This window comes from Priestia sp. P5, assembly GCF_029522155.1.
GTDB lineage: Bacteria > Bacillota > Bacilli > Bacillales > Bacillaceae_H > Priestia > Priestia megaterium_E.
The window spans coordinates 1,897,195-1,919,635 of the sequence record NZ_JAKWFJ010000001.1; the positions used below are offsets into that span (position 1 = coordinate 1,897,195).

Here is a 22,441-nt window from a genome sequence, read left to right on the forward strand (position 1 = left end):
AAAAATGCGTAAAATGTGCACAGGGGAGAAAATGTTGCACAAAGGTCAATATTTTACACCCTACTCGTCAATTAAAGCGGTTTCATAAATAACGGATTTCGCTAAAATAAGACATAGGGAGGTGCTAGTAAGATGAATAGCCAAAGTAAATTACAGGAGACAGAATATGTTCCTTTAGAGCAAGAACTTAAAAGAGAACCATCCATTAATACGAAAAGACGTAAAAATTTGAAAAATGTAGGTTTATTTGCTCTATTTGTAGGGCCCGCACTTTTAGCGTTTTGTGTGATTGTACTTATACCATTTTTTACAGGGATTTATTACTCATTTACAGACTGGAACGGAGTAAACGGTACGATTAACTGGGTGGGACTTGATAACTTTAAGTACTTATTCACTGAAGATAAGCAGTTTCAGCAGTCGTTTTGGATCACAACAAAGTATACGGTCGTTGCAATTATCTTAACGAATGTCGTCGGGTTCGTGTTAGCAATCCTTGTTACTCAAATGTTGAAAACACGAAACATTTTACGTACGGTTTTCTTTATGCCGAATTTAATTGGCGGACTTTTACTAGGATTTGTATGGCAGTTCATTTTTGTAAAAGGATTTGCATCTATCGGACAAATCACGGGAATTTCGCTTTTTGAACTTCCTTGGTTGGGAGACGCAAAAACAGCATTTTGGGGCATCGTGATTGTAAGTGTATGGCAAGGAGCAGGTTATATCATGCTTATTTACACAGCAGCACTGCAAAACGTACCGCAAGAGCTGATTGAAGCAGCAAAAATTGACGGAGCAAGCAGATGGCAAATTCTTCGTCACATTACAATTCCAATGGTAGCGCCGGCAGTAACGGTTTGTTTATTCTTAACGATTTCATGGTCATTTAAAGTATTTGATGTCAACTTATCATTAACAAACGGTGGTCCATTCAAATCAACAGAAATGTTAGCGCTTAACATTTATACAGAAGCATTTGTGAATAACAGATACGGTCTAGGTGAAGCAAAAGCCTTAATTTTCTTCATCGTCGTAGCAGCGATTACGATTATTCAAGTAACATACACGAAGAAGAAGGAGGTTGAATCGTAATGGGAAACAAATATACGAGCAAAACCTTTATTGTTGAAATTTTAGCGGTCCTGCTTGGACTGGTGTTCTTGGTTCCCTTTTATTACGTGCTTTCAAACTCACTGAAGTCATTTGCAGAAATTTTATCAAACACATCGGCACTGCCAACAACGATTCAGTTTCAAAACTTTGTTAATGCATTTAACCAAATGAACTACTTAAAAGTGCTTAGCAACTCGCTAATCATTACAGTCATCAGTAACGCAGTTCTAGTCATCTTCTGTTCAATGGCAGCTTACATGCTGGTTCGAACAAAGAAAAAAATCAGCAGCATTATCTTTATGGCATTCGTAGCGGCAATGGTTATTCCATTTCAATCCATCATGATTCCACTTGTAAAAGTAGCAGGAAACTTAAATCTGTTAAACAGCATTTGGGGTATTGTGATCATGTACTTAGGCTTCGGTTCGGGTATGACGATTTTCTTATACCACGGATTTATTAAAGGAATTCCAGTTGAGCTAGAAGAAGCGGCAATCATCGATGGATGCTCACGTCTAGGCGTATTCTGGAGAATTGTATTCCCGTTATTAAAGCCAATTACAGTAACTGTCGTTATCTTAAACAGCCTATGGATTTGGAATGACTTCTTACTTCCGTCTCTTGTTCTGCAAGATCCTGAGCTAAGAACGATTCCGCTTGCGACATTCTTCTTCTTTGGTCAGTATACAAAGCAGTGGGATTTAGCACTAGCAGCACTTGTAATCAGTATTATCCCGCTATTAATCTTCTTCTTTGCAATGCAAAAACACATTGTTAAAGGAATTACAAGCGGTTCAATTAAATAATAGAAGCGGCAACAGGGCTGGTTTTGAGGCTGAGGCATCAAAACCAGCAGCAAATAGGGAGGAACAGAAAATGGCATTCAAAATGAAAAAATGGCCTTTAGCAGTAGGTGTTTTATCGGCTACGCTTTTATTTTCAACCGCATGTTCAAACGAAAGCGCATCTGGTAATAAAAAAAGCGGCGGAGATCAAGTAGTAGTAGATGTATTTCAAGGAAAAGTAGAAATTGCAGATCAGCTAAAAGCTCTAACTGATCAATATACAAAAGAACATCCAAACGTGAAGTTCAATATCCAAACGGTTGGTGGAGGAGCTGACGGTGCAGCAGCTTTAAAAGCGCAGTTTGCGTCGGGGAATGCACCTGACCTTTTCACAAACGGCGGATATCAAGAGGCGAAAACGTGGAAAAATAAATTAGAAGATTTATCAGATCAGCCTTGGGTTGATGATGCGTACGAAAACACACTTACACCAATGACGATGGACGGTAAAGTATATGGACAGCCAATCAGTCTTGAAGGCTATGGATTTACATATAACAAAAAACTGTTCAAAAAAGCAGGCATCAAAGAACTTCCAAAAACGTATCCAGAATTAGAAGCAGCGGCTAAAAAGCTAAAAGCAGCCGGCATTACGCCATTTTCTATCGGCTACGGAGAGTGGTGGGTGCTTGGAAATCATGGCTTAAACATTCCATTCGCCAGTCAAAAAGATCCGGATGCATTTATTAAAGGATTAAATGACGGCAGTACGAAAATCGCAGGAAACGAGCAGTTCAAACAGTATGTAAAGCTGCTTGATTTAACAGTGAAATATGGAAACAAAAATCCGTTAACGACGGACTACAACACACAAGTAACGAAATTTGCGACCGGTGAAGCAGCGATGATTCAGCAAGGAAACTGGATTCAGCCAATGCTTGATAAAATTACGCCGAACATGGATGTAGGTATTCTACCTATGCCGTTAAGCGATGATGCAGCTGTATCTGACAAGCTTGCAATTGACGTTCCAAGCAACTGGGTTATTCACAAACAAGCACCAGCGGCAGATAAAAAAGCAGCCAAAGACTTCTTAAACTGGATGGTTACATCTAAAGAAGGTCAAAAAGCGTTAGTAGAAGACTTTAAGTACATTCCAGCCTTTAAGTCAATTGAAGCAAAAGACATCGGACCTTTAGGTGACGAGCTTCTTAAATATTCTAAAGATCAAAAAACGATTCCTTGGGAATGGACAAAGTTCCCTGAAGGCGTAACGCAAAAATTTGGAGCAGATGTACAAGAATACATCGGCGGCCAAACGTCTGAAGATGAGCTGTTAAAATCATTAGATAAAAGATGGGCTGAATTGAAGTAATGGAAAAGACAACCTTGGGGTTGTCTTTTTTGTGAGTGCGTAAACCTGCAACATAGCTGTATTTATCTAAAAAAATAAAAGGCGGCAGAATCTATGTGTTCTGCCGCTTTCTGTATTATCACTTAACTTCTTGGCCAAAGCATAACCGCTACGCCAATCAGACACACAAGTCCGCCAATCCAATCGTATGTATCGGGCATTTTTTTATCAACCCACCACGCCCAAAACAGGCTTAAAACAATAAAAATACCGCCGTAAGCTGCATATACACGTCCAAAGTCGGGGAACGACTGCCACGTAGCAATGACGCCGTACAGCACCAAAGCAATACCGCCCAGAAGTCCTAACCAGCTTGATGCTCCTTCGCGCAGCCACTGCCAAATCAAATAGCCTCCGCCAATTTCAGCAAGACCTGCTAAGATAAAAAGAAAAATCGCTTTAATCATAACCTATACTCCTTATATCATCATTTCGTCTCTTTATTCTATCTTACTTTTTTCGTTTGATGAACCATTCGTTTGCTTTAAATAAGTACACTGGAAAGCATTCCTTTATCAATTTGTCTTCAAACCTGCTAAACTATTAATAGTATGAGTTTATGTGACTGTTTGTACGAGTGCAAAGAGCTATGTAATGACTGCTGCTCAGAGTACTTTTACAGGTAGACGTTAGCAGGAAATTGACTATTTAAAAGAATAGAACGTTTAACAGTATAAAAAAGTAAAAAGAATGCAGATATAGGGGTTTGGTAAAATGAGTTTAGATCATAAAGTAATACGCATTGAGCTGCCTACGCCATTTCCAATTGGACCAGTGAATGTGTTTTTATTAAAAGCAGACAAGTTAACGTTAATTGATGCAGGTATGAAAACCAAAGAAGCGTGGAATGTTTTTGAAGAGGCGCTTCGTAAAGAAGGATATAAAGTAACAGATATTGAACAAGTTATTCTTACTCATCAGCATCCGGATCACACTGGATTTTTAGAATGGCTGCCGAGTGATATACCGGTTTACGGTCATAAGCTTGTGGAGCCTTGGATTTCCCAAGATGAAGAGTTTGTTCAGCAGCATAATGAGTTATACCGTAATTTCCTTATAGAGTTTGGAGTCAGTGATGATGTAATGGAAGAATGGCTTCGTAAAGCAACGGCTGCGATTCAAGTTTATTCACCTAAAGGGCAGAAGCTAACCGGGTATTTAAAAGAAGGAGATACACTTCCGTATGCGAGTGAGTGGGAAGTAATTGAAGCGCCGGGACATTCTTTGAGTCAGCTGATGTTTTACAATCGAAAAGAAAAAGTCGCGTTTGGCGGAGATCATATTTTGCCAAAAGTACCGTCAAATCCATATTTAGAGCCAACCATTCAAAATCCTAAGCCAACGCCGCTACTGGACTACTTAGCGTCTCTTGAAAAAACGTTGAACTACGACATTGATTTGATTTACAGCGGACATGGTGAACCGCTTAGTGACATTCATTCTTTAATTATGGAACGCATTCAAAAGCAGCATAAATGGGCGCTGCGCGTGTTACAAGCGATGGGGGAAGGAAAGAAAACAACGCTTGAAGTCAGCGCAGCTTTTTTCCCGGATATGTATCAAAAAGCACCGGACTTTATTTTCTCAGAAGTGTACGGCCAGCTTACGTATCTAGAAAAAGAAGGCTACGTGGAATTAACAAAAAATAAAGACGACGTCTTGCTGTGGGAAGCTGCACGTGTGCTTGCTCCTCAGTCATAACATAAAAAACCAGCTTCTTTAAAGAAGCTGGTTTTGTCTGCTTACAGTGAATGCAAGCGCTCAATGCGTTTTTCAAGCGGCGGGTGAGTAGAGAATAAGCGTGAGAATTTTTCTTTACCGCTAATTTTAAAAGCGGCAATTGATTTTTGACGGTCATCTACTAATGAAGTAGTATGACGAAGCGATTCTAATGCATAAATCATTTTTTCTTTACCACCGAGTTTAGCTGCAAGCTCATCGGCTTTAAATTCACGTCTTCTTGAATGCCAGAAGATAATTGGGCTGCTTAAGATACTAAAGAGAATCTCAAATACAATCGATGTAAGGAAATAAACAACCATCGCAAACTCTTCTCGCACAAAGTTTGACACCGCTTTGGCTACTAAACGAGAGAAGAAAATAACGAATGTATTTAATACTCCTTGCAGAAGCGTAGTTGTGACCATATCACCGCTTTTAATATGCGCTATTTCGTGAGCGATAACGCCGCTGATCGCATCGCGGTCCATTCGTTCAAGCATTCCGCTGGAAACAGCAACAAGTGAGCGTCTTTTACTTGGCCCTGTTGCAAAAGCGTTAACTTCCGCCGAGTGATAAATTCCGACCTGAGGCATTTTTCTTAATCCTGCAACAGATGCAAGTCGGTGCGTTTCTTCTAGAACAAATCGTTCATATTCACCTTGAGGGGAACGTTCATCAATAACTTGAACACCCATCATCCACTTTGCCATTAAGCGTGACATCATAAGAGAAATAATCGCGCCGCTGAAGCCGGCGATGATGCTAAATGCCAGCAGGCCGCCGTAACCGCTGCTTCCCATATAGCTTTGAACACCTAATAAAGATGTAATCGTTGTGATTGTAATTAATACTAAAATATTAACGAAAATAAACAGTGAAATTCGTTTTAGCACAAGTCTTCCTCCTTTAACTAATACGTGCATGATAGGTATACGGTCAGAGGAGAGGAAAGGTTTCATTTATTTATTCAAATTTACTAAAAAGATTACTATGTTAAGTGGTTTAATAAAAAAAAGTAAATAAATGGTTGAATACTTACCATAAATAGGTTATTATAAGTCATATAAAGCTATCTTGTCTTGCAAGGTAGCTTTACTTTAAAAATGTATCTTGTATAACAAGATAGTGAAAAGGAAGAAATCGATATGTCTTTGAGAAGTCAATTGTTAAAAGGAATTTTAGAAGGGTGTATCTTATCAATCATTCAAAAAGAAACGGTTTATGGCTATGAGCTATCCCAGAAGCTTCAACAATATGGATTAAATGATGTGAGTGAAGGTTCGATTTACCCAATTTTACTACGTCTTCAAAAGGAGGGATTAATAAAGGGAGAAATGAAAGCATCGCCTTCGGGTCCTAAACGAAAGTACTATCATCTTACGGCATCTGGTGAGAGCGCATTATGTGAAATCCAAGAGGAATGGATCAACATTCAAAACCCTGTAGATAAATTGTTGAATAGGAGTTTTTACGATGAACGCTAAGGAATTAATTAAATTAAATAATAAGAAGCGAAAAGAGCTGACCAAGGAAAATGAAGAGTACTATGATAATATGCTTGTTTACATTCGAACAAGTGTGTCAGTTTCTGAACAGCAGGCTGAGGAGTTATTGATGGAGCTTTTAGATCACCTTATTGACGCACAAGCGGAAGGGAAGCGTGCTGAAGAGGTATTTGGAGAGAACCTTAAGACGTACTGTGATGAAATGATTAAACAGTTGCCTAAAGAACCCTTAAAAAGCACTGCTTTTTTTATAAGCTTTTTATTGTTACAGCTAGCAAGTTTAATGGCTATTGTAAACGGGGTAGGAAATATTGCTGTACATTATTTTAGGGATAGCAGCCAGACTGTTTATATCGGAACAGCAATCGTCACTTTTGTTATTGTTGCAGCTATTATTTCTCTTGATGTTTTTCTGCTTTTAAAATGGATACAAAAATCTGTTTACAAAATTACGAATAAGATTAAGGACTTTTTTCTACTCTTTGTCTTAATTTTTATTTCTCTTGCAGGGATGGTTTTTTTACCAAAGCTTATTCCACCTTTTGGCTATGTAATAGAATTTGGAGGCTTCTTATATTTAGCTGCTGGTGCCGTAACACTCATCGTTTTAAGGTGGTTAAATAGTAAATATCAAATTACAAAATGAGATATAGGAAGCAGTAAAGTGTATTGTTTACTCTATAATCAAGAGCATTTTAAAGAAATTTCATAATTTACGTCTATCTTGGGACAAGGCGTACTAAAATAATAAAAAAAGGTGTTCAACTCATGAACACCTTTTTGGTAACACTATTTAAAGATTACTAACTTTAGTACGTTTAAAAATTAACTTTAGGTTCTGTACCCAATTTAATTCGTTTGAAGTTTTTAATATGCTTCCATGTAATGAAAACAAAAATAACGGCTGCAAATACGATTAGTACAACATCACCTACATAGATTGATGCTAAAAAGGCAACTAATGCGCCAATAGGTGAAGATAAGGATACGTATTTAGAAATTTTGAGAGAAATTAAAAAAGCAAGAATCCCTAGAATGAAAGCTAATGGTGAAAATGCAAGGAATACACCAGCGGCAGTCGCTACAGATTTTCCTCCTTTAAACCTTGCAAAAACCGGATAGCTATGTCCAAGAATAGCAATAAATCCAGGGACAAGCATATGCAAGTGACTATTCATCATAAGCGGTAAACAGACAGCTAGCGAGCCTTTTGCTATATCGCCGATCAATACTATAATACCTGCTTTCTTTCCTAGAGTGCGAAAGGTATTAGTAGCTCCTAAGTTACCGCTTCCGTGCTTGCGAACATCGGTTTTGTAAAAGCCCTTTCCAATCACTAAAGCAAAAGGAATTGACCCAATTAAATAAGCTAATAAGATAATTATAGTGTTTGTTAATACGTTCATTGTTGGCACCTCAAATTGTGTTGTTATTATTCATTTTATAGCAAGATATCAAGAGTAAAGTTTATTTTGTTTCTGAACACTTCTATCAGTATGTATTGCTTCCCAGCGAGTAAATTGTGGAAGGTAGTCTTTTATATCTCTACAAAAGATAAACGCGGAAAAAGCAGTTTTTTGTATGGATAGAGGGTGCTGGCTGTTTCGGTAGAGCATTTGTAGATTCAACTATATTTTTAGCGGAACAGCTTCATGACTTTATGCTAGGATATTTTTGGATTTTCAAGCCTTTCTACGTATTAGGACGAATCCATATGTCCATTATAAATATGTAAAAAAAGAAAAGAGGATAGGCGTAAAGGCAAAAATAAAAAAACTTCCTACAACAACAGCAAAGTTTTTTGCGCATCAGCCGTTCTGATTTTTTCTACAAAAATAAAAACTTGTAATACAATTTTTAAAATATAACATAAATGTTTAAGGATTAAAAGATATTTTGGGTATATTGTATTAGAAGAAATGTGTTTTAATATTTTTTTATAAAAAATAAGACAAAGAAATTAACAAATCAAAAGAAATATAATAAAATGTAAAACGGTGTTTCGAAATATTAACTTCTTAAAGTTGAAAGGGGTCCTGCACTTGTTGTGGACAGATATCAAAGAACGAGAAGTAGTTATGTACAAAAACTGCCAGGCGAAAATTTTAGAAAAAAAGGTGCCGAATAAAATAGTCGTGCGCAATCTAGAATTCCCGGAAAAAGGCGATTGGATATCAGCCGAGCTTGATTTTGAAGCTGTTGAAAAATTTGAGAAGAGTCGAGAACACTAATACGAAAAACATTTTATAATACTTCTATTTGTTATATAAGAAAAAGCCGAGCTTACATTTTGAGTTCGGCTTTTTTGTTTATGTTTAATTCGTTTTCTTTACGAAGAGCTCCTTGTTATTACATGTAAAACCGCGTCTTTTCCTCTCATTCATTTTCCATTATTACAATAGTCCCGTACAAAAGCGTATCTTTATACGGGACTATTGATTTATTTTTAGCACACGTATTTTTGCCACTTTTTTCATATACAACCGTTCAGAAACAAAACGTCTGTGCATACATTGAAGACAAAGGGGGAGGATACATTGGGAAAAACAAGTCGTATATTGAAATGGGTCAGCGGAGGATTAGAGGCTCTCTGGGGGATTCCCCTCTTAGGCGGCACCTTGGTTATAAGTCTAGCCTACACGCCGCTCATTCTAATGCTCGCATTGCACGTCGTAGGTTTAGTATTTGCGATTAAAACAAACAAAGTTCGGACAGGGCATATCATGGGAATTGTCTGTTCTGCTATTGCGTGGATTCCAATTGTCGGCATGATTATGCATATTTTAACGGCTATTTTCTTACTGATAGAAGCAGCCAAAGATAACGAGCCATCTGAAGACGCAGCATAAAAGAAGAGCCGCCTGATTTTTAGGTGGTTTTTTGTATTTATTAACAAAGACCTGTATGCTCTCTTGTTTTGGAAAATCCTTTTTATGTTAGAATATTAGAAGTATTTTCTAAAAAAGGGGGTAAACATAATAGACAAAGCCAATCAAAAAAACAAAAGACTGTTTACAGCAGGACTCATATTAGTCGCTCTTGTAAGCTTTATATTTTTACTATGGAGTAAAGGATGGGTAATTCCTAATGCGATAAGTGCCAACCGCTATGATGTAAAAGGCGTAGACGTATCTTCTTATCAAGGGGAGATTGATTGGAGTGTGCTGAGTAAACAAGATATTCAGTTTGCTTTTATCAAAGCAACGGAAGGAAGTTCATTTCAAGATCCTTTATTTAAACAAAACTGGGAACAAGCAAATCGGAAAAACATGCGAATCGGAGCTTATCACTTTTTTAGCTACGATAGCAAAGGTTCCACACAAGCGGCTAATTTTATCAAGGCGGTCTCTCTTAAAAATAACGATTTGCCACCAGTGATTGATGTAGAATTTTACGGAGATAAAAAACAAAACCTGCCGTCTCAGAAACGTGTATACAAGGAGCTTTCTAGCATGATTACACGTCTTGAATCTCATTATGACAAGCGCGTTATTCTTTATACGACGCCTAAAGCGTATGACTTGTACATTAAAAACAGATATCCCGGATGTGATATTTGGATTCGCGACGTTGTAAAAAAGCCAACTCTTGAAGAACAGCAAGAATGGACGTTTTGGCAGTATACGGACAAAGGGCGGTTAAGCGGCTATAAAGGTGAAGAAACGTTTATTGATTTAAATGTGTTTAACGGAAACCAAGCAGAATTTGAAAAATACTAGTTTACTAGAAAGGTAAGAGAGGGAGGAGAAACGATGCCTACTTATAACAAGCTAGTGCGAGATAAAATTCCTGCGATTATTGAACAAAGTGGAAACACCTTCAAATCACGCGTGCTGCAGCGAGAGGAGTATCAAAATGAGCTGAAGAAAAAGGCAAAAGAAGAGCTTCAAGAGTACATAGAAGCCCAAACGCATCAAGATGCCATTGAAGAACTCGCAGATTTACTGGAAGTTATGCACGCGCTAGCAGCTGTGCACGGGGCCACGCCCCAACAACTTGAGAAAGTGCGTGAAGAGAAGGCCAAGAAGCGCGGGAAGTTTGATGATCGGATTTATTTAGTGGAAACAGAAGAAGCGTAGTTTGGTGGTGCAATAGTGGAAGGAGCGAGCGGTGGCAGGTGAGTTTTAATTTAAAAGTAGGAGAAATAAAAAAAACTTATTTAACAGAACGAGAAATTTGGAAGATCATTAACCAATTTTTCGCTAATGGTCACTTTACCACAACATATAAATATGGATTGATGAAAGCTTTAATTGAAAACCTATATAATGTTGACAATCGGTTAGTACTCACGTTTGATCAAGTGTATTTTTCATTTGCTAAAATATATTGGAACTTGGTTATTCATCATGATTTAAATCAATTAAATACACCCAACAGACAAGCTGGAATTCAAAAAGAGTTAAAGGAATTTCAGTTAATGCATGGTGTCCCCAATAAAATAGTATTTGATCGTTTACCAAATAATCTTCAATTGCAGTTAGTAGAAAGAACTAAAAAAGTGGGGGCAAGGTATGTAGTAGGGGCGTTATACGGAGATATGGAAGGTTCTGTTTATGAGTTTGATAAAAGAACAGAATACATAAAGTTTAATAGCAGTATATATATTTTTTTACAAAAATATAGACAAATTGTTACTCATTTAACTAATTATCATTTGGCGAAATTTTTAGAAAAGTATAATGACAAAAATAAGTTAGAAGATGTCTTGTTAAAAGTAGAAAATGTTTCAAAACGTGAATCGCTGCATGCATTCTATAACATCCTTTGGAAATATGAAACAAAAGAATGTTTTTATTGTGGAAAACAGCTGTCTGATAAACGCATCGCTACTCATGTAGATCATTTTATTCCATGGAGTTATATCCAATCAGATAATATGTGGAATTTGGTGTTAAGCTGTCAAAGCTGCAACACAAAAAAGAGCAATAAACTTGCTAAGAGTGTATACCTCGAGAAGATGTTTGTTCGTAACGATAATCTTAAATTAACAGCAGTTCACAATGATTTTAACTATTATTCAGAGCGTAAGTTAAAAGCTCTTTATGAGTATGCTGGAATGAATGGATACGTAGAAAACTGGTCTCCTTAATCCCGAGTATTTCTCTTTTCATCTCAGTTACAAAATCCCCTCTTGAAATTTTGTTCACCAAACAAGTAAACTAAAGACATAAGTTTGGTAAAATTGGGATAAGAAATTCATGAGGTAAGGGAGAACAAGTCGATGGAGATGGATCAAGAGAAATTTAATAAAGTGATTGAAGCGGCAAGGATGTATTATATTCTTGATTATAATCAAAGTGAAATTGCAAAAAAGCTTGGTGTATCAAGGCCTACGGTTTCTCGATTGCTGCAAACAGCAAAAGAAGAAGGCATTGTTCAAATTAAAATTGTGGATTCATCTATCAATAGTGAAAAATTGTCTTCTCAGCTTGAACAAAAATTCAATTTAAAAAAAGCAATCGTCACACCGGTGCCTCAATATGAAAATCACATTATTAAAAGTCATCTAGGCGTGGCAGCAGCTGACTATCTCTATGACATTGTAAAAGATGGAGACATTATTGGGGTGACGTGGGGAACAACTCTTTATCAAGTGGCCATCGATTTAAAACAAAAGTATGTGAATGACGTGCAGGTTGTACAGTTAAAAGGCGGAGTAAGCCATTCGGAAACGAGCACGTATGCTTCTGAAATTATGTACTTATTTGGAAAGGCATACAATACGCCTCCTATGCATCTTCCTTTGCCTGTAATTGTTGATCACGTGGTAGTCAAAAAAGCAATGGAAACGGATCGTCATATTAAGCGCATTTTAGATTTAGGCAAACAAGCCAACATTGCCGTCTTTACTACGGGACCCATCAAAACGGATTCGCTGCTTTTTCAGCTTGGCTACTTTTCCGAACAAGATGTAGAGATGATTTCCTCTCGAGCAGTGGGAGACATTTGTTCACGCTTTTTTGATAAAGATGGACAAATTTGCAATGAAAGCCTGGATGAACGGACGCTAGGACTTGATTTGGAGGAACTGAAGAAGAAAGAGTACGCGATTTTAGTAGCGGGCGGGGATCAGAAAATTGACAGCATTTACGGAGCGCTGCAAGGAAAATTTGCAAATGTGCTCGTTACTGATCAGTTTACGGCGCGCTTTTTATTAGATAAACAAGAGTAAAGGAGATGAAGGCGCTGTTTTTTCAAGAGCAAAAGCTTCATCAAATTGAAATAATAGAAGGTATTGTATCTTATTCTGCATCATCTCTGCAGGCACAGAGAAACCGGTATCCTTTTCAAGCAGGCGCTTCAAAAGATGGAGTGATTGCCAAGGGAACGACGGGCTATATCATTAAACGGTGGGGAAGAATGTACTTCTCTCCTGATGCTAATCAAAAAGGAATTGAACGGTTTACGCCGCCGGATCAGCCATATGTATTAATTCCTTATAAAAAGGTAAAGAATAAGTACAGAATCGTATTGTCATTTGTGATAAAAGCTGAAAAATAAGGGAAGACTTCCGAGTGCGGAAGTTTTTTTTTATTCACTAAAACAGCGGCTATAAATATTTTTGAACAAATGTAAATATATCTGTTTACAATTGTTCAAAGCTATTATATAGTAAGGGTGTAAGTTGTTGAAAACGTTTTAGTGGATGCACAATATGCAGATACTTTTAGGGGGAAAACGTCATGAGAATGGTTGATTTAATTGAAAAAAAACGTAATGGACATGAATTAAATAAAGCTGAAATCGATTTTATTATTGAAGGTTATACAAAAGGGGATTTACCTGATTATCAGCTATCGGCATTTGCGATGGCAATTTACTTTCAAGGAATGACGCAGGAAGAACGCGTAAATTTAACGCAAGCAATGGTTGAATCAGGCGATCAAATCGACTTATCAAAAATTGAAGGTATTAAAGTAGACAAACACAGCACAGGCGGCGTAGGTGATACAACAACACTTGTGTTGGGACCTTTAGTAGCTGCGGTTGATGTACCGGTTGCTAAAATGTCTGGCCGCGGCTTAGGACACACTGGCGGTACAATTGATAAACTTGAAGCAGTGCCTGGCTTCCACGTTGAAATTACAAACGAAGAATTCATTCGTTTAGTAAATACAAATAAAATTGCCGTTATCGGTCAAAGCGGAGACTTAACGCCAGCGGATAAAAAACTTTATGCGCTTCGTGATGTAACAGCAACGGTTGATTCGATTCCGTTAATTGCAAGCTCGATTATGAGTAAGAAAATTGCAGCTGGAGCAGATGCCATTTGCTTGGACGTAAAAACGGGAAACGGCGCATTTATGAAAAAGCTTGAAGACGCTGAAGAATTAGCAAAAGCAATGGTTGAAATCGGAAAAGGCGTAGGCCGAAACACAAAAGCCATCATTTCAGATATGAGCCAGCCTCTAGGTTTTGCGGTTGGTAATGCGCTTGAAGTGAAAGAAGCGATCGACACGTTAAAAGGCGAAGGTCCTGAAGATTTAACGGAGCTTTGCTTAACATTAGGAAGTCACATGGTTGTACTTGCTGAAAAAGCAAACAGCCTAGACGAAGCGCGTGCAATGCTTCAAGAAGTAATTAAAAACGGAAAAGCATTAGAATCATTTAAAACATTCTTAAGCGCACAAGGCGGAGACGCTTCTGTGGCAGACGATCCGTCTAAATTACCGGATGCAGCGCACAAAATTGAAGTGCCAGCAAAAGAAGATGGCTACATTTCAGAAATTGTTGCAGAAAAAATCGGCGTAGCAGCAATGAAGCTAGGTGCAGGACGTGCAACAAAAGAATCTGAAATCGACTTAGCAGTTGGTATTATGCTAAATAAAAAAGTTGGAGACCAAGTGAAAAAAGGCGACTCTCTTGTTACAATTCACAGCAACAGTGAAGATGTACAGGAAGTAATGGATATCGTTTATGATTCTTACAGCACAGTCGCTGAAAAAGTGGAAGCTCCAACGTTAATTTATAAAGAAATTCATTAAGAGACAGAGAGGAAGAACAAAATGAGTCAAAACATTACGGGTATTATTGATCATACATTATTAAAAGCAGATGCAACAGAAGAGCAAATTACGATTTTAGCACAAGAAGCAAAAGAATATTCATTCGCTTCGGTTTGCGTAAATCCAACGTGGGTAAAAAAAGCAGCTGAGTTATTAAAAGACGCTCCAGAAGTAAAAGTGTGTACGGTAATCGGCTTCCCTCTTGGGGCTACGACTTCAGCAGTAAAAGCATTCGAAACAACAAATGCAATCGAAAACGGTGCAGATGAAGTAGATATGGTAATCAATATCGGCGCGTTAAAAGACAAAAACTATGACCTAGTGCAAAGCGATATTCAAGCAGTAGTAGATGCTGCAAAAGGCAAAGCGCTAGTAAAAGTAATTATTGAAACAGCTCTTTTAACTGACGAAGAAAAAGCAAAAGTTTCTGAGCTAGCTGTAAAAGCTGGAGCTGATTTTGTTAAAACGTCAACGGGCTTCTCAACAGGAGGCGCAACGGTAGAAGACGTAGCGCTTATGAGAAAAACGGTTGGACCAGATGTAGGTGTCAAAGCTTCTGGCGGCGTTCGAGGCTTAGAAGATGCAAAAGCAATGATTGAAGCAGGTGCAACACGTATTGGTGCAAGCTCTGGCGTATCAATTGCAAAAGGTCAATTAAGCAACTCTGATTATTAATAAATGACAGCAGGTTAGTACTAGCTAACCTGCTGTAAACTAAGCAAAGGGTGATGACGGTGGAGCCAAAACAATTAATAGATGAAGCAATCGCAGCAAGCAAACAAGCACATGTACCATATTCTCAATTCCATGTTGGTGCAGCTCTTTTAACAACCGATGGGAAGATTTATCGTGGATGCAATATTGAAAACGCTTCCTATGGATTGACGAACTGCGCTGAGCGAACGGCTATTTTTAAAGCTGTTTCAGAAGGGGACAAGCAGTTTTCAGCTATTGCAGTTGTAGGAGATACGGACGGCCCAATTTCTCCTTGCGGCGCATGCAGACAAGTATTAGCTGAGTTCTGTGATGATCACACACAAATTATCTTAGCAAACCTAAAAGGAGATTTTGTGATTACCCACATCAACGAAATCTTACCGGGCTATTTTTCATCAAAAGACTTACAAAAATAAGTAAGCAGTGGAGGATACTATGAAATATTTAATTGGCATCTTAGGGTTACTCGTTGTCTTTGGATTAGCGTATCTTGCAAGTAATAACCGTAAAGAAATCAAATATAGACCAATCATTATTATGGTTGTGATTCAAGTTCTTTTATCAGCTTTACTTCTTAATACAAAGTTTGGCTTGATTATTATCAATGCGATTGCCAGCGTTTTTGGAAAGCTGCTTTCATACGCAAACCAAGGAGTAGAGTTCGTGTTTGGAGGCATTGCGAACAAAGGATCAATGCCGTTTTTCTTAAACGTCCTGCTTCCAATCGTTTTTATCTCTGTCTTGATTGGGATTTTACAGCACTTTAAAATTCTTCCTTTCATTATGAAATGGATTGGTTTAGTTCTCAGCAAGATTAACGGAATGGGAAAATTAGAGTCTTATAACGCAGTAGCTTCTGCGATTGTAGGTCAGTCAGAAGTATTTATTACTGTTAAAAAGCAACTAGACAAACTGCCGCCAAACCGTTTATATACGCTTTGTGCATCAGCTATGTCGACTGTTTCTATGTCAATTGTCGGTGCTTATATGACAATGATTGAACCAAAATACGTAGTAACAGCGATCGTTATTAACTTATTTGGCGGATTTATTATTTCTTCTATCATTAACCCTTACACAGTAACGGATCAAGAAGATATTTTAGAGGTACAAACAGGTCATAAGCAAACGTTCTTCGAAATGCTTGGCGAATATATTATGGATGGATTTAAAGTAGCGATTATCGTAGGCGCGATGCTAATTGGTTTCGTTGCGCTAATGGCTGCGATTGATAATGTGTTTGAAATGCTGTTTGGTCTGTCGTTCCAGCACCTGCTTGGCTATGTGTTTGCACCGTTTGCATTCATCATGGGTGTTCCTGCTTCAGAAGTTGTGGCAGCGGGTGGAATTATGGCAACAAAACTTGTAACAAATGAATTTGTGGCAATGATGAGTCTTTCAGATATGGCTTCAACATTCAGTGCTAAAACACTTGGAATTGTATCCGTATTCTTAGTATCATTTGCTAACTTCTCATCAATTGGAATCGTGTCAGGAGCGGTTAAAGGCTTAAGTGAAAAGCAAGGAAATACAGTAGCGCGCTTTGGTCTTCGCTTACTGTATGGAGCTACGCTTGTAAGCGTACTGTCAGCGATTGTTGTCAGCTTCATTTTATAAGTGTAATAGAAACAGAAAGAAAAGCAGTTTCCTTTTCAAAAGGAATTGCTTTTTCTTTTTTACATGTAAACCGTAACTCCGCACATCCTAAAGAAAAACATCGACGCAGAGGAGGACAAGAAAAGCTGGGGGCTTTTCTTACTGAAAAATGGATCAAATTGGACTATTGCTGTCAGGTGCAGCTTTATTTTTAAACGGACTGATGCTGCTTGGAAAAGCAGATGAAAAAAATGTAGGCGTATTTAACCTATTTGTTGGAGCTTTTCAAGTTATTGCTCCGTTTTATTTAATTATTACGTCAGACCAAAGCAACTGGATTTTATATGAAAGAACGGCAATCTTTTTATTTGGCCTCACGTATTTATATGTAGGCGTGACGGTATTAAAAGGAATGCAGGGAACGGGGCTGGGCTATTATTCACTTTGGGTATCCATTATCGCTTTAGTGTACGTTACGGTTTCTCTTGTTCACTATCATGACGTAGTGAATGCCATTACATGGATTCTTTGGTCGTTTTTATGGTTTTTATTTTATGTGCTTAATACGAGCAAAAAAGATGTATCTGCATATGTAGGGAAAGTGGCGATTGTACAGTCTTGGGTGACCTTAACAATCCCAGCGCTGTTTTCGCTAACGGGCGTATGGGGAAATAAAGATATGTACAATATGTGGGGAATCGTGTTGGTAGCTTCCATCATTTATTTTGTATACGTAGGATATCGACTATTCTTTTCTCAGCCGAAAAAAATGATTTTGAAATAAAGTATTTACAAAAAATAGATAATAATGGTAAGATGTTAGAAATTAAATGCCGTGAAGAGAAAAGTAGACAGCGCGTATTCTTAGCAGAGAGCTCCGGAAGCTGAAAAGGAGCAAGAAAAACGCTGTTGAAACAAGCCTCTGAGCAGCGCATTGGATCTAACGTGATAGTGCGACGGCTGCTTCCGTTACAAAGCTAGAGTATAAGCGAAAGCCGTACTCGATAAGGTTTATATGGCGACATATGAACAAACTAGGGTGGCACCGCGATTTATAATCTCGCCCCTAAGACAGATGTCTTGGGGGTGGGATTTTTTTATTGATCAAAATCAATAGTGAAGCGGAGGCCTTTCTTTTATGAAAAATAAGCTGTTGTCTTGGAAATACCCGTGTTTATTGCTGTTTGGAATTGGCACTAGCAATATCGGCGACTGGATTTATTTAATTGCTTTAAATGTCATGATGCTTGATATGACGAATTCGCCGCTTGCGGTTTCAGGACTATACATGATAAAGCCGCTTGCTGCGCTCTGTACAAATATATGGTCTGGAAGCTTAATTGACCGCATGAACAAACGGAAGCTTATGATGTTTTTAGATTGGATGCGCGCCGGAATTATTGTTTGCCTTCCGTTTTTCTCATCCATCCTTATCATTTATGTGCTGGTATTTATCATCAGTATGGCAAGTTCGATGTTTCGTCCGACATCGATGGTTTATATCACAAAGCTTATTCCACGTGAAAAACGAAAAAGATTTAATTCACTGCGCAGTTTGATTGACTCAGGAGGCTTTCTTCTTGGTCCGGCCGCAGCCGGTGCGTTATTTATGATTGGAACGCCTGCGTTTGCTATCTATGCCAATGCTGCAGCGCTCGTGGTGTCAGGAATGGTTACTTTATTAATGCCGAACTTAGATATAAAAACAGAAGCTAAAGAAAATAAACTCTCTGTAAACACAATTGGAGAAGATTGGAAAGCGGTGTTTCGTTTCAGTAGAGCTAACAGATATATTATGACCATTTATGTATTATTCAGTTTCTTAATGGTCATGGCCACCGCAATTGATTCACTTGAAGTTTCATTTGCAACAAAAGTCATTCATTTGTCCGAAAGTGAATACGGATTTTTATTAAGCGTAGCAGGCGCTGGCATTATGATTGGCGCAGTTATTAATACACTGTTTGCTAAGAAGCTGTCCACGAACTTTCTAATAGGTGCCGGCAGTGTAGGAGTATCGCTTGGCTATTTGCTGTATGCGTGTTCGTCTTCTTTTCAAACTATTGGAGCGGGATTTTTTAGCTTATCTTTTGCGTTAGCTTTTGCAAGTGCTGGTTTTCAAACCTTTTATCAAAACAGCATTCCCGTTGACATGATGGGGAGAGTAGGAAGTATATATGGACTGCTTGAGTCATTTCTGATCATAATCATGACTTTTTTATGCGGCATGGCTGCGCACATCTTTTCGATTCAGGAAGCTGTAATTGGTGGAAGCCTGATCATGCTTTTAAGTACAATTGTATTGTTTTTGTGCACGTTAAAGCCGACGTTTTATAAAGTGAATTTGGTCAAAAAGCAAAGAATCTAACGCACGGGTACTAGTGGACAAATAAGCTAAGAAGCCGATAAAAAGAAATGAATACAGGATAAAGGATGGAAAAGCACAGTGAAAATGAAAGATGCGTTAAAGAAAAAAGGAATGTTTGTTAAAAAATTACCGAATCAAGGTGAGCTCTTCCGAAAGCGGTGGGAACATGAATTTGCAAGTGCTTTAAGCACATCGCAAAAAAAGAAAATTTATATGGATCAGTTTCTGTGGCATGCGTTTAGCTATGAAAAGCTTCTTTGTTTACAAGAAAAACAGGCAATTCAAGCTTTTGAGAAGCAAGCAAAGTACGACTGTTATTTGTTATTTGAGCATGATGAACGAGTGCTGCAGCTATCTAAATGTAAGCATTTATTAACCACTGATTTGAGTGGAAATACAAATATGTATTTAGAAGATTTATATGTGGTGGATAAAGATTTTACGTGGACTTATGTGATCACGCATGAAAGTTCACGTGGACCTTACTTTTATCGAACATAAGTGAAGATAGAGCCTGCCATGCTTAATAACACGGTAGGTTTTTTGTTATAAAAGAACATTTTATTAATTAAAAGTAATTATAGTAATAAAATGGTTTTTATTTTGGAGTTTTTGGGTATTTATTACTAATTATTATCCATCTCTCTCCTATATATATTACTATTTGGGATTTTTTCAAAAAATAGGATATGAAATTAATTTTTTGTATGCTAAGGTAATTACTGCTAGTAAGCTTGTCTTACAAAATTCAGTTTAAAAAGGAGGTTTTTATATGAAGTGGTATTTACATGTACTAAAAAATTATGCAACGTTTCAAGGAAGAGCAACGCGTAAAGAGTATTGGATGTTTGTCTTATTTAATTTTATTATATGGTGTGTGCTTTTAGCTATTGAACTTATAACAGATATGCCTCCGTTTTTGCGTATAGTTTATCTTGTTGCAGTCTTCATTCCATCTCTTGCTGTGACGGCGCGCCGACTGCATGACATAGGAAGAAGCGGTTGGTGGCAGCTCATTAATATTATTCCGATTGCCGGAGCTATTTGTCTATTAATTCTTCTTTGTCTAAGAAGTGAGTCGCAGTTAAACAGTTTTGATGTACCTAATAAAGTTGCGTAGGACTTAAACAGTTAGGTAGTTTAATTTAATAAACAAAGAGAGGGTTTAAAAATGTACTGGTATATAAAAGCGTTAAAAAATTATGCGACGTTTCGAGGAAGAGCAACGCGTACGGAGTATTGGCTGTTTACATTATTTGCTTATATCTTTATGATCATTCCATATATCTTGGTTTTTATCGATTCACTTGCAGTATTTGGAGTTATTTTAGTATTACTTTACGGAGCAGCAATGATTCTGCCTTCACTTGCAGTTACTGTTCGCCGACTGCATGATACAGGAAGAAGCGGCTGGTGGTATTTAATTAACTTTGTTCCAGTTATCGGAGGCATTTGGCTGCTCATCTTACTTTGTCAAAGAAGCGAAGTAACGGCCAATATTTACGACACAGACACGCAGGCTTCTTAACCAGAGTAGTTTATTAGTTTAAAAAGTTAGTAAACTAAACGTGCGAATTGTTTCTAATTAAAAAGAGGTTGGGACAAAAGTAATTTAGTTGAAGGGAAATCCGAACTAATTGAGATTCTTGATAGAGAATCCAATTAGTTCGGATTTTTTCATAGTGTGATGGTGAACGTAAATTTTATGTATGTAGATTCTTCTAGCAGTTGATTGGAGGGCAAGGCGAAGACTCCTGCGGGAAAAGCGGGAGAGATGAGACCCCGCAGGAGCACAAGCGACGAGGAGGCTCAGCGCCCGCCCGCGGAAAGCGAAGCCTTGCACGGAAATCAACTGCGGTGTCATAAGCGGTTCAGCTCATGTATCTGATTTGTTCGTCTTTAGATTGGACTGATTTCATTATGTCTCAATCTCTTTTTTTTTCATTTTCCCATACGCTGCTGGGAATTTCTTTTCGAAGAACAGGTGCAATATCACTTGCAAAGCGCTCTAGCTGTTCGCGCTGTTCTGCTTCGCTTAGACCGTCTACGCTGATGCTCAGCACTTCGTTTCCATAAGCATGGTGATAATCTATTATTTTTTCAATGATTTGCTCCGTGCTTCCTACTAAAGCAGGACCGTGTTGAACGATATCTTCTAGTGACGTGAACGGCGATTGATTATGTTTCGCTGCCTCTGTATTGCTAAACGCGTTATAGTACGGGCGATAGCGGCGAATCGCTTCTTCCGTTGTATTAGAAATATATAAGCTGCTTGCTCCTGAACCGACGATGGCCTTGCTTGGATCATGACCATAATAGGCAAAACGTTCCCGGTAATGGTCAATCAGCGCTTTATATTTAGCCTGAGGGTGAAAAGAATTGGATGAAAATAGCGGCTCTCCGTATTTAGCTGCAAGTTCTGTAGACAGCGGGCTTGACGCGCTTCCATGCCAAACAGGAATAGAAGGTTGAAACGGGCGAGGCTGAGTCGTAACGTTTGTTAAAGGCGGACGATAACGGCCGCTCCACGTGACATTTTCTTCTGTCCAAAGCTGTTTCAAAAGAGCGTATCTTTCAGCAAGAGATTCCCATTGTTCTTCTTCTGTAATACCAAAAAGCGGATAATGACGCGGGTCGTTGCCTTTTCCAATAATTAGTTCAAGGCGTCCACCTGACAGGTGATCAAGCGTTGCATAATCTTCAGCTACTCGTACAGGGTCTAAAATACTTAGAACGGTAACGGTCGTAAGGAGACGGATGTGTGACGTTTTAGCCGCAATTGCACTTAAAACAACGGGAGGAGAAGAAGACAAAAAAGGAGCTCCGTGTCTTTCGCCGACTCCGTAAGCATCAAAACCTAACTTTTCTGCCATCACTGCTTGATTTAACACATGCTGAAACTTTTCTTGAGCAGTGAATGTTTCTCCAGTAACCGGGTTCGGGATGTTTTGAATAAGACTAAATAAAGCAAATTTCATACGTTTTACCTCCAAAAGATAAAATGGTGGACGACAATAAAAAAAGCAAACGTACACGCATTATCGTGTCCATTTGCCTCCAGTTGACTGGTAGATATGCAGTTTCAATGTTTTATTAGTTGTATCTTAAGCGGTAGACACCGGGCTGTCAAGATAATCTTTTTCTAAAAACCCACTTGATTTATCGGTTAACTAGTATTATGATGTGAATAATCTTACACGACGTAAGCC

The 22,441-nt window shown here is 38.2% G+C and carries 27 protein-coding genes and 1 other annotated feature; of the genes, 23 read left to right on the forward strand and 4 right to left on the reverse strand.

Annotated elements, in window-relative coordinates; genetic code table 11:
• The first annotated feature begins 132 nt into the window (after nucleotides 1-132).
• The 3 genes from MMB69_RS10385 to MMB69_RS10395 all read left to right on the forward strand — a co-directional run bounded on the left by MMB69_RS10385 (nucleotide 133) and on the right by MMB69_RS10395 (nucleotide 3,276).
• Nucleotides 133-1,095 (forward strand): carbohydrate ABC transporter permease, encoded by a 963-nt coding sequence (locus MMB69_RS10385; protein WP_028408977.1) that lies wholly within the window; start codon nucleotides 133-135, stop codon nucleotides 1,093-1,095.
• Nucleotides 1,095-1,922, forward strand: a complete 828-nt coding sequence (locus MMB69_RS10390; protein ID WP_013057493.1) for a carbohydrate ABC transporter permease — start codon at nucleotides 1,095-1,097, stop codon at nucleotides 1,920-1,922. Before MMB69_RS10385 ends, MMB69_RS10390 begins: the two co-directional genes overlap by 1 nt.
• A gap of 70 nt (nucleotides 1,923-1,992) precedes the next feature.
• Nucleotides 1,993-3,276: an ABC transporter substrate-binding protein gene (locus tag MMB69_RS10395; RefSeq protein WP_274862462.1), complete on the forward strand. Its 1,284-nt coding sequence runs from the start codon at nucleotides 1,993-1,995 to the stop codon at nucleotides 3,274-3,276.
• Nucleotides 3,277-3,398: 122 nt separating this feature from the next.
• Here MMB69_RS10395 and MMB69_RS10400 read toward each other — a convergent pair whose 3' ends face one another.
• Entirely contained in the window at nucleotides 3,399-3,722 is a 324-nt protein-coding gene (locus MMB69_RS10400; protein WP_014459650.1) for a YnfA family protein, read from the reverse strand.
• Between the two features lie 307 nt (nucleotides 3,723-4,029).
• Here MMB69_RS10400 and MMB69_RS10405 point away from each other — a divergent pair, with 307 nt between their 5' ends.
• Entirely contained in the window at nucleotides 4,030-5,016 is a 987-nt protein-coding gene (locus MMB69_RS10405; protein ID WP_277447661.1) for an MBL fold metallo-hydrolase, read from the forward strand.
• Between the two features lie 41 nt (nucleotides 5,017-5,057).
• Here MMB69_RS10405 and htpX read toward each other — a convergent pair whose 3' ends face one another.
• Nucleotides 5,058-5,930: a protease HtpX gene (htpX, locus tag MMB69_RS10410; RefSeq protein ID WP_277447662.1), complete on the reverse strand. Its 873-nt coding sequence runs from the start codon at nucleotides 5,928-5,930 to the stop codon at nucleotides 5,058-5,060.
• Nucleotides 5,931-6,182: 252 nt separating this feature from the next.
• On the opposite strand from htpX, the gene MMB69_RS10415 reads away from it, so the two are divergent.
• Entirely contained in the window at nucleotides 6,183-6,521 is a 339-nt protein-coding gene (locus tag MMB69_RS10415) for a PadR family transcriptional regulator (RefSeq protein ID WP_013083614.1), read from the forward strand.
• Nucleotides 6,511-7,188, forward strand: coding sequence for a DUF1129 family protein (locus MMB69_RS10420; protein WP_277447663.1), 678 nt, complete (start codon nucleotides 6,511-6,513; stop codon nucleotides 7,186-7,188). Before MMB69_RS10415 ends, MMB69_RS10420 begins: the two co-directional genes overlap by 11 nt.
• Before the next feature lie 172 nt (nucleotides 7,189-7,360).
• Here the strand turns inward: MMB69_RS10420 and plsY are convergent, their stop codons facing one another.
• Nucleotides 7,361-7,948 (reverse strand): glycerol-3-phosphate 1-O-acyltransferase PlsY, encoded by a 588-nt coding sequence (gene plsY / locus MMB69_RS10425; protein ID WP_277447664.1) that lies wholly within the window; start codon nucleotides 7,946-7,948, stop codon nucleotides 7,361-7,363.
• A gap of 636 nt (nucleotides 7,949-8,584) precedes the next feature.
• Here plsY and MMB69_RS10430 point away from each other — a divergent pair.
• The 17 genes from MMB69_RS10430 (at nucleotide 8,585) to MMB69_RS10510 (ending at nucleotide 21,098) form a co-directional block, all read left to right on the forward strand.
• Nucleotides 8,585-8,773: a hypothetical protein gene (locus MMB69_RS10430; RefSeq protein ID WP_225049418.1), complete on the forward strand. Its 189-nt coding sequence runs from the start codon at nucleotides 8,585-8,587 to the stop codon at nucleotides 8,771-8,773.
• A 306-nt stretch (nucleotides 8,774-9,079) separates the two neighbouring features.
• Nucleotides 9,080-9,391, forward strand: coding sequence for a hypothetical protein (locus MMB69_RS10435; protein WP_043982736.1), 312 nt, complete (start codon nucleotides 9,080-9,082; stop codon nucleotides 9,389-9,391).
• A 129-nt stretch (nucleotides 9,392-9,520) separates the two neighbouring features.
• Complete coding sequence (locus MMB69_RS10440; protein WP_277448051.1) at nucleotides 9,521-10,261, forward strand: glycoside hydrolase family 25 protein; 741 nt, start codon at nucleotides 9,521-9,523, stop codon at nucleotides 10,259-10,261.
• A 33-nt stretch (nucleotides 10,262-10,294) separates the two neighbouring features.
• Nucleotides 10,295-10,621: a nucleoside triphosphate pyrophosphohydrolase gene (locus tag MMB69_RS10445; protein WP_221813201.1), complete on the forward strand. Its 327-nt coding sequence runs from the start codon at nucleotides 10,295-10,297 to the stop codon at nucleotides 10,619-10,621.
• Nucleotides 10,622-10,659: 38 nt separating this feature from the next.
• Entirely contained in the window at nucleotides 10,660-11,634 is a 975-nt protein-coding gene (locus tag MMB69_RS10450; protein ID WP_277447665.1) for an HNH endonuclease domain-containing protein, read from the forward strand.
• Between the two features lie 138 nt (nucleotides 11,635-11,772).
• On the forward strand, nucleotides 11,773-12,717 hold the full coding sequence (locus MMB69_RS10455; protein WP_026106623.1) for a sugar-binding transcriptional regulator: 945 nt from the start codon (nucleotides 11,773-11,775) through the stop codon (nucleotides 12,715-12,717).
• Nucleotides 12,718-12,722: 5 nt separating this feature from the next.
• Nucleotides 12,723-13,046: a hypothetical protein gene (locus MMB69_RS10460; RefSeq protein WP_277447666.1), complete on the forward strand. Its 324-nt coding sequence runs from the start codon at nucleotides 12,723-12,725 to the stop codon at nucleotides 13,044-13,046.
• 182 nt (nucleotides 13,047-13,228) lie between these two features.
• Entirely contained in the window at nucleotides 13,229-14,530 is a 1,302-nt protein-coding gene (locus MMB69_RS10465; protein ID WP_221813205.1) for a pyrimidine-nucleoside phosphorylase, read from the forward strand.
• Between the two features lie 21 nt (nucleotides 14,531-14,551).
• Nucleotides 14,552-15,226 (forward strand): deoxyribose-phosphate aldolase, encoded by a 675-nt coding sequence (gene deoC, locus MMB69_RS10470; RefSeq protein ID WP_221784884.1) that lies wholly within the window; start codon nucleotides 14,552-14,554, stop codon nucleotides 15,224-15,226.
• A gap of 59 nt (nucleotides 15,227-15,285) precedes the next feature.
• The gene (locus MMB69_RS10475; protein ID WP_221813208.1) at nucleotides 15,286-15,684 is read left to right on the forward strand and encodes a cytidine deaminase; all 399 of its coding nucleotides are present in this window, start codon (nucleotides 15,286-15,288) and stop codon (nucleotides 15,682-15,684) included.
• A gap of 19 nt (nucleotides 15,685-15,703) precedes the next feature.
• Entirely contained in the window at nucleotides 15,704-16,885 is a 1,182-nt protein-coding gene (locus MMB69_RS10480; protein ID WP_013057474.1) for a NupC/NupG family nucleoside CNT transporter, read from the forward strand.
• 148 nt (nucleotides 16,886-17,033) lie between these two features.
• Entirely contained in the window at nucleotides 17,034-17,648 is a 615-nt protein-coding gene (locus MMB69_RS10485) for an AmiS/UreI family transporter (protein WP_098196627.1), read from the forward strand.
• A 42-nt stretch (nucleotides 17,649-17,690) separates the two neighbouring features.
• Nucleotides 17,691-17,935, forward strand: a binding site (T-box leader).
• Between the two features lie 67 nt (nucleotides 17,936-18,002).
• Nucleotides 18,003-19,232, forward strand: coding sequence for an MFS transporter (locus MMB69_RS10490; RefSeq protein WP_221813209.1), 1,230 nt, complete (start codon nucleotides 18,003-18,005; stop codon nucleotides 19,230-19,232).
• Between the two features lie 84 nt (nucleotides 19,233-19,316).
• Complete coding sequence (locus MMB69_RS10495; protein ID WP_260507841.1) at nucleotides 19,317-19,733, forward strand: DUF4275 family protein; 417 nt, start codon at nucleotides 19,317-19,319, stop codon at nucleotides 19,731-19,733.
• Nucleotides 19,734-20,004: 271 nt separating this feature from the next.
• Nucleotides 20,005-20,352, forward strand: coding sequence for a DUF805 domain-containing protein (locus tag MMB69_RS10500; protein WP_277447667.1), 348 nt, complete (start codon nucleotides 20,005-20,007; stop codon nucleotides 20,350-20,352).
• A 51-nt stretch (nucleotides 20,353-20,403) separates the two neighbouring features.
• A complete protein-coding gene (locus MMB69_RS10505; RefSeq protein ID WP_140451474.1) occupies nucleotides 20,404-20,760 on the forward strand; it encodes a DUF805 domain-containing protein in 357 nt (118 codons plus the stop codon).
• Nucleotides 20,761-20,960: 200 nt separating this feature from the next.
• Complete coding sequence (locus MMB69_RS10510; RefSeq protein WP_186808517.1) at nucleotides 20,961-21,098, forward strand: hypothetical protein; 138 nt, start codon at nucleotides 20,961-20,963, stop codon at nucleotides 21,096-21,098.
• A 59-nt stretch (nucleotides 21,099-21,157) separates the two neighbouring features.
• Here the strand turns inward: MMB69_RS10510 and MMB69_RS10515 are convergent, their stop codons facing one another.
• Complete coding sequence (locus MMB69_RS10515; RefSeq protein ID WP_269871840.1) at nucleotides 21,158-22,210, reverse strand: LLM class flavin-dependent oxidoreductase; 1,053 nt, start codon at nucleotides 22,208-22,210, stop codon at nucleotides 21,158-21,160.
• Between the last annotated feature and the right edge of the window lie 231 nt (nucleotides 22,211-22,441).

Bases quoted from the DNA above. Each gene is read 5' to 3' on its own strand.
- MMB69_RS10385 (WP_028408977.1), top strand. From the start codon at position 133: ATGAATAGCCAAAGTAAATTACAGGAGACAGAATATGTTCCTTTAGAG.
- MMB69_RS10390 (WP_013057493.1), top strand. From the start codon at position 1,095: ATGGGAAACAAATATACGAGCAAAACCTTTATTGTTGAAATTTTAGCG.
- MMB69_RS10395 (WP_274862462.1), top strand. From the start codon at position 1,993: ATGGCATTCAAAATGAAAAAATGGCCTTTAGCAGTAGGTGTTTTATCG.
- MMB69_RS10400 (WP_014459650.1), bottom strand. From the start codon at position 3,722: ATGATTAAAGCGATTTTTCTTTTTATCTTAGCAGGTCTTGCTGAAATT.
- MMB69_RS10405 (WP_277447661.1), top strand. From the start codon at position 4,030: ATGAGTTTAGATCATAAAGTAATACGCATTGAGCTGCCTACGCCATTT.
- MMB69_RS10415 (WP_013083614.1), top strand. From the start codon at position 6,183: ATGTCTTTGAGAAGTCAATTGTTAAAAGGAATTTTAGAAGGGTGTATC.
- MMB69_RS10420 (WP_277447663.1), top strand. From the start codon at position 6,511: ATGAACGCTAAGGAATTAATTAAATTAAATAATAAGAAGCGAAAAGAG.
- plsY (WP_277447664.1), bottom strand. From the start codon at position 7,948: ATGAACGTATTAACAAACACTATAATTATCTTATTAGCTTATTTAATT.
- MMB69_RS10445 (WP_221813201.1), top strand. From the start codon at position 10,295: ATGCCTACTTATAACAAGCTAGTGCGAGATAAAATTCCTGCGATTATT.
- MMB69_RS10455 (WP_026106623.1), top strand. From the start codon at position 11,773: ATGGATCAAGAGAAATTTAATAAAGTGATTGAAGCGGCAAGGATGTAT.
- MMB69_RS10460 (WP_277447666.1), top strand. From the start codon at position 12,723: ATGAAGGCGCTGTTTTTTCAAGAGCAAAAGCTTCATCAAATTGAAATA.
- MMB69_RS10465 (WP_221813205.1), top strand. From the start codon at position 13,229: ATGAGAATGGTTGATTTAATTGAAAAAAAACGTAATGGACATGAATTA.
- deoC (WP_221784884.1), top strand. From the start codon at position 14,552: ATGAGTCAAAACATTACGGGTATTATTGATCATACATTATTAAAAGCA.
- MMB69_RS10480 (WP_013057474.1), top strand. From the start codon at position 15,704: ATGAAATATTTAATTGGCATCTTAGGGTTACTCGTTGTCTTTGGATTA.
- MMB69_RS10485 (WP_098196627.1), top strand. From the start codon at position 17,034: ATGGATCAAATTGGACTATTGCTGTCAGGTGCAGCTTTATTTTTAAAC.
- MMB69_RS10490 (WP_221813209.1), top strand. From the start codon at position 18,003: ATGAAAAATAAGCTGTTGTCTTGGAAATACCCGTGTTTATTGCTGTTT.
- MMB69_RS10495 (WP_260507841.1), top strand. From the start codon at position 19,317: ATGAAAGATGCGTTAAAGAAAAAAGGAATGTTTGTTAAAAAATTACCG.
- MMB69_RS10500 (WP_277447667.1), top strand. From the start codon at position 20,005: ATGAAGTGGTATTTACATGTACTAAAAAATTATGCAACGTTTCAAGGA.
- MMB69_RS10505 (WP_140451474.1), top strand. From the start codon at position 20,404: ATGTACTGGTATATAAAAGCGTTAAAAAATTATGCGACGTTTCGAGGA.
- MMB69_RS10515 (WP_269871840.1), bottom strand. From the start codon at position 22,210: ATGAAATTTGCTTTATTTAGTCTTATTCAAAACATCCCGAACCCGGTT.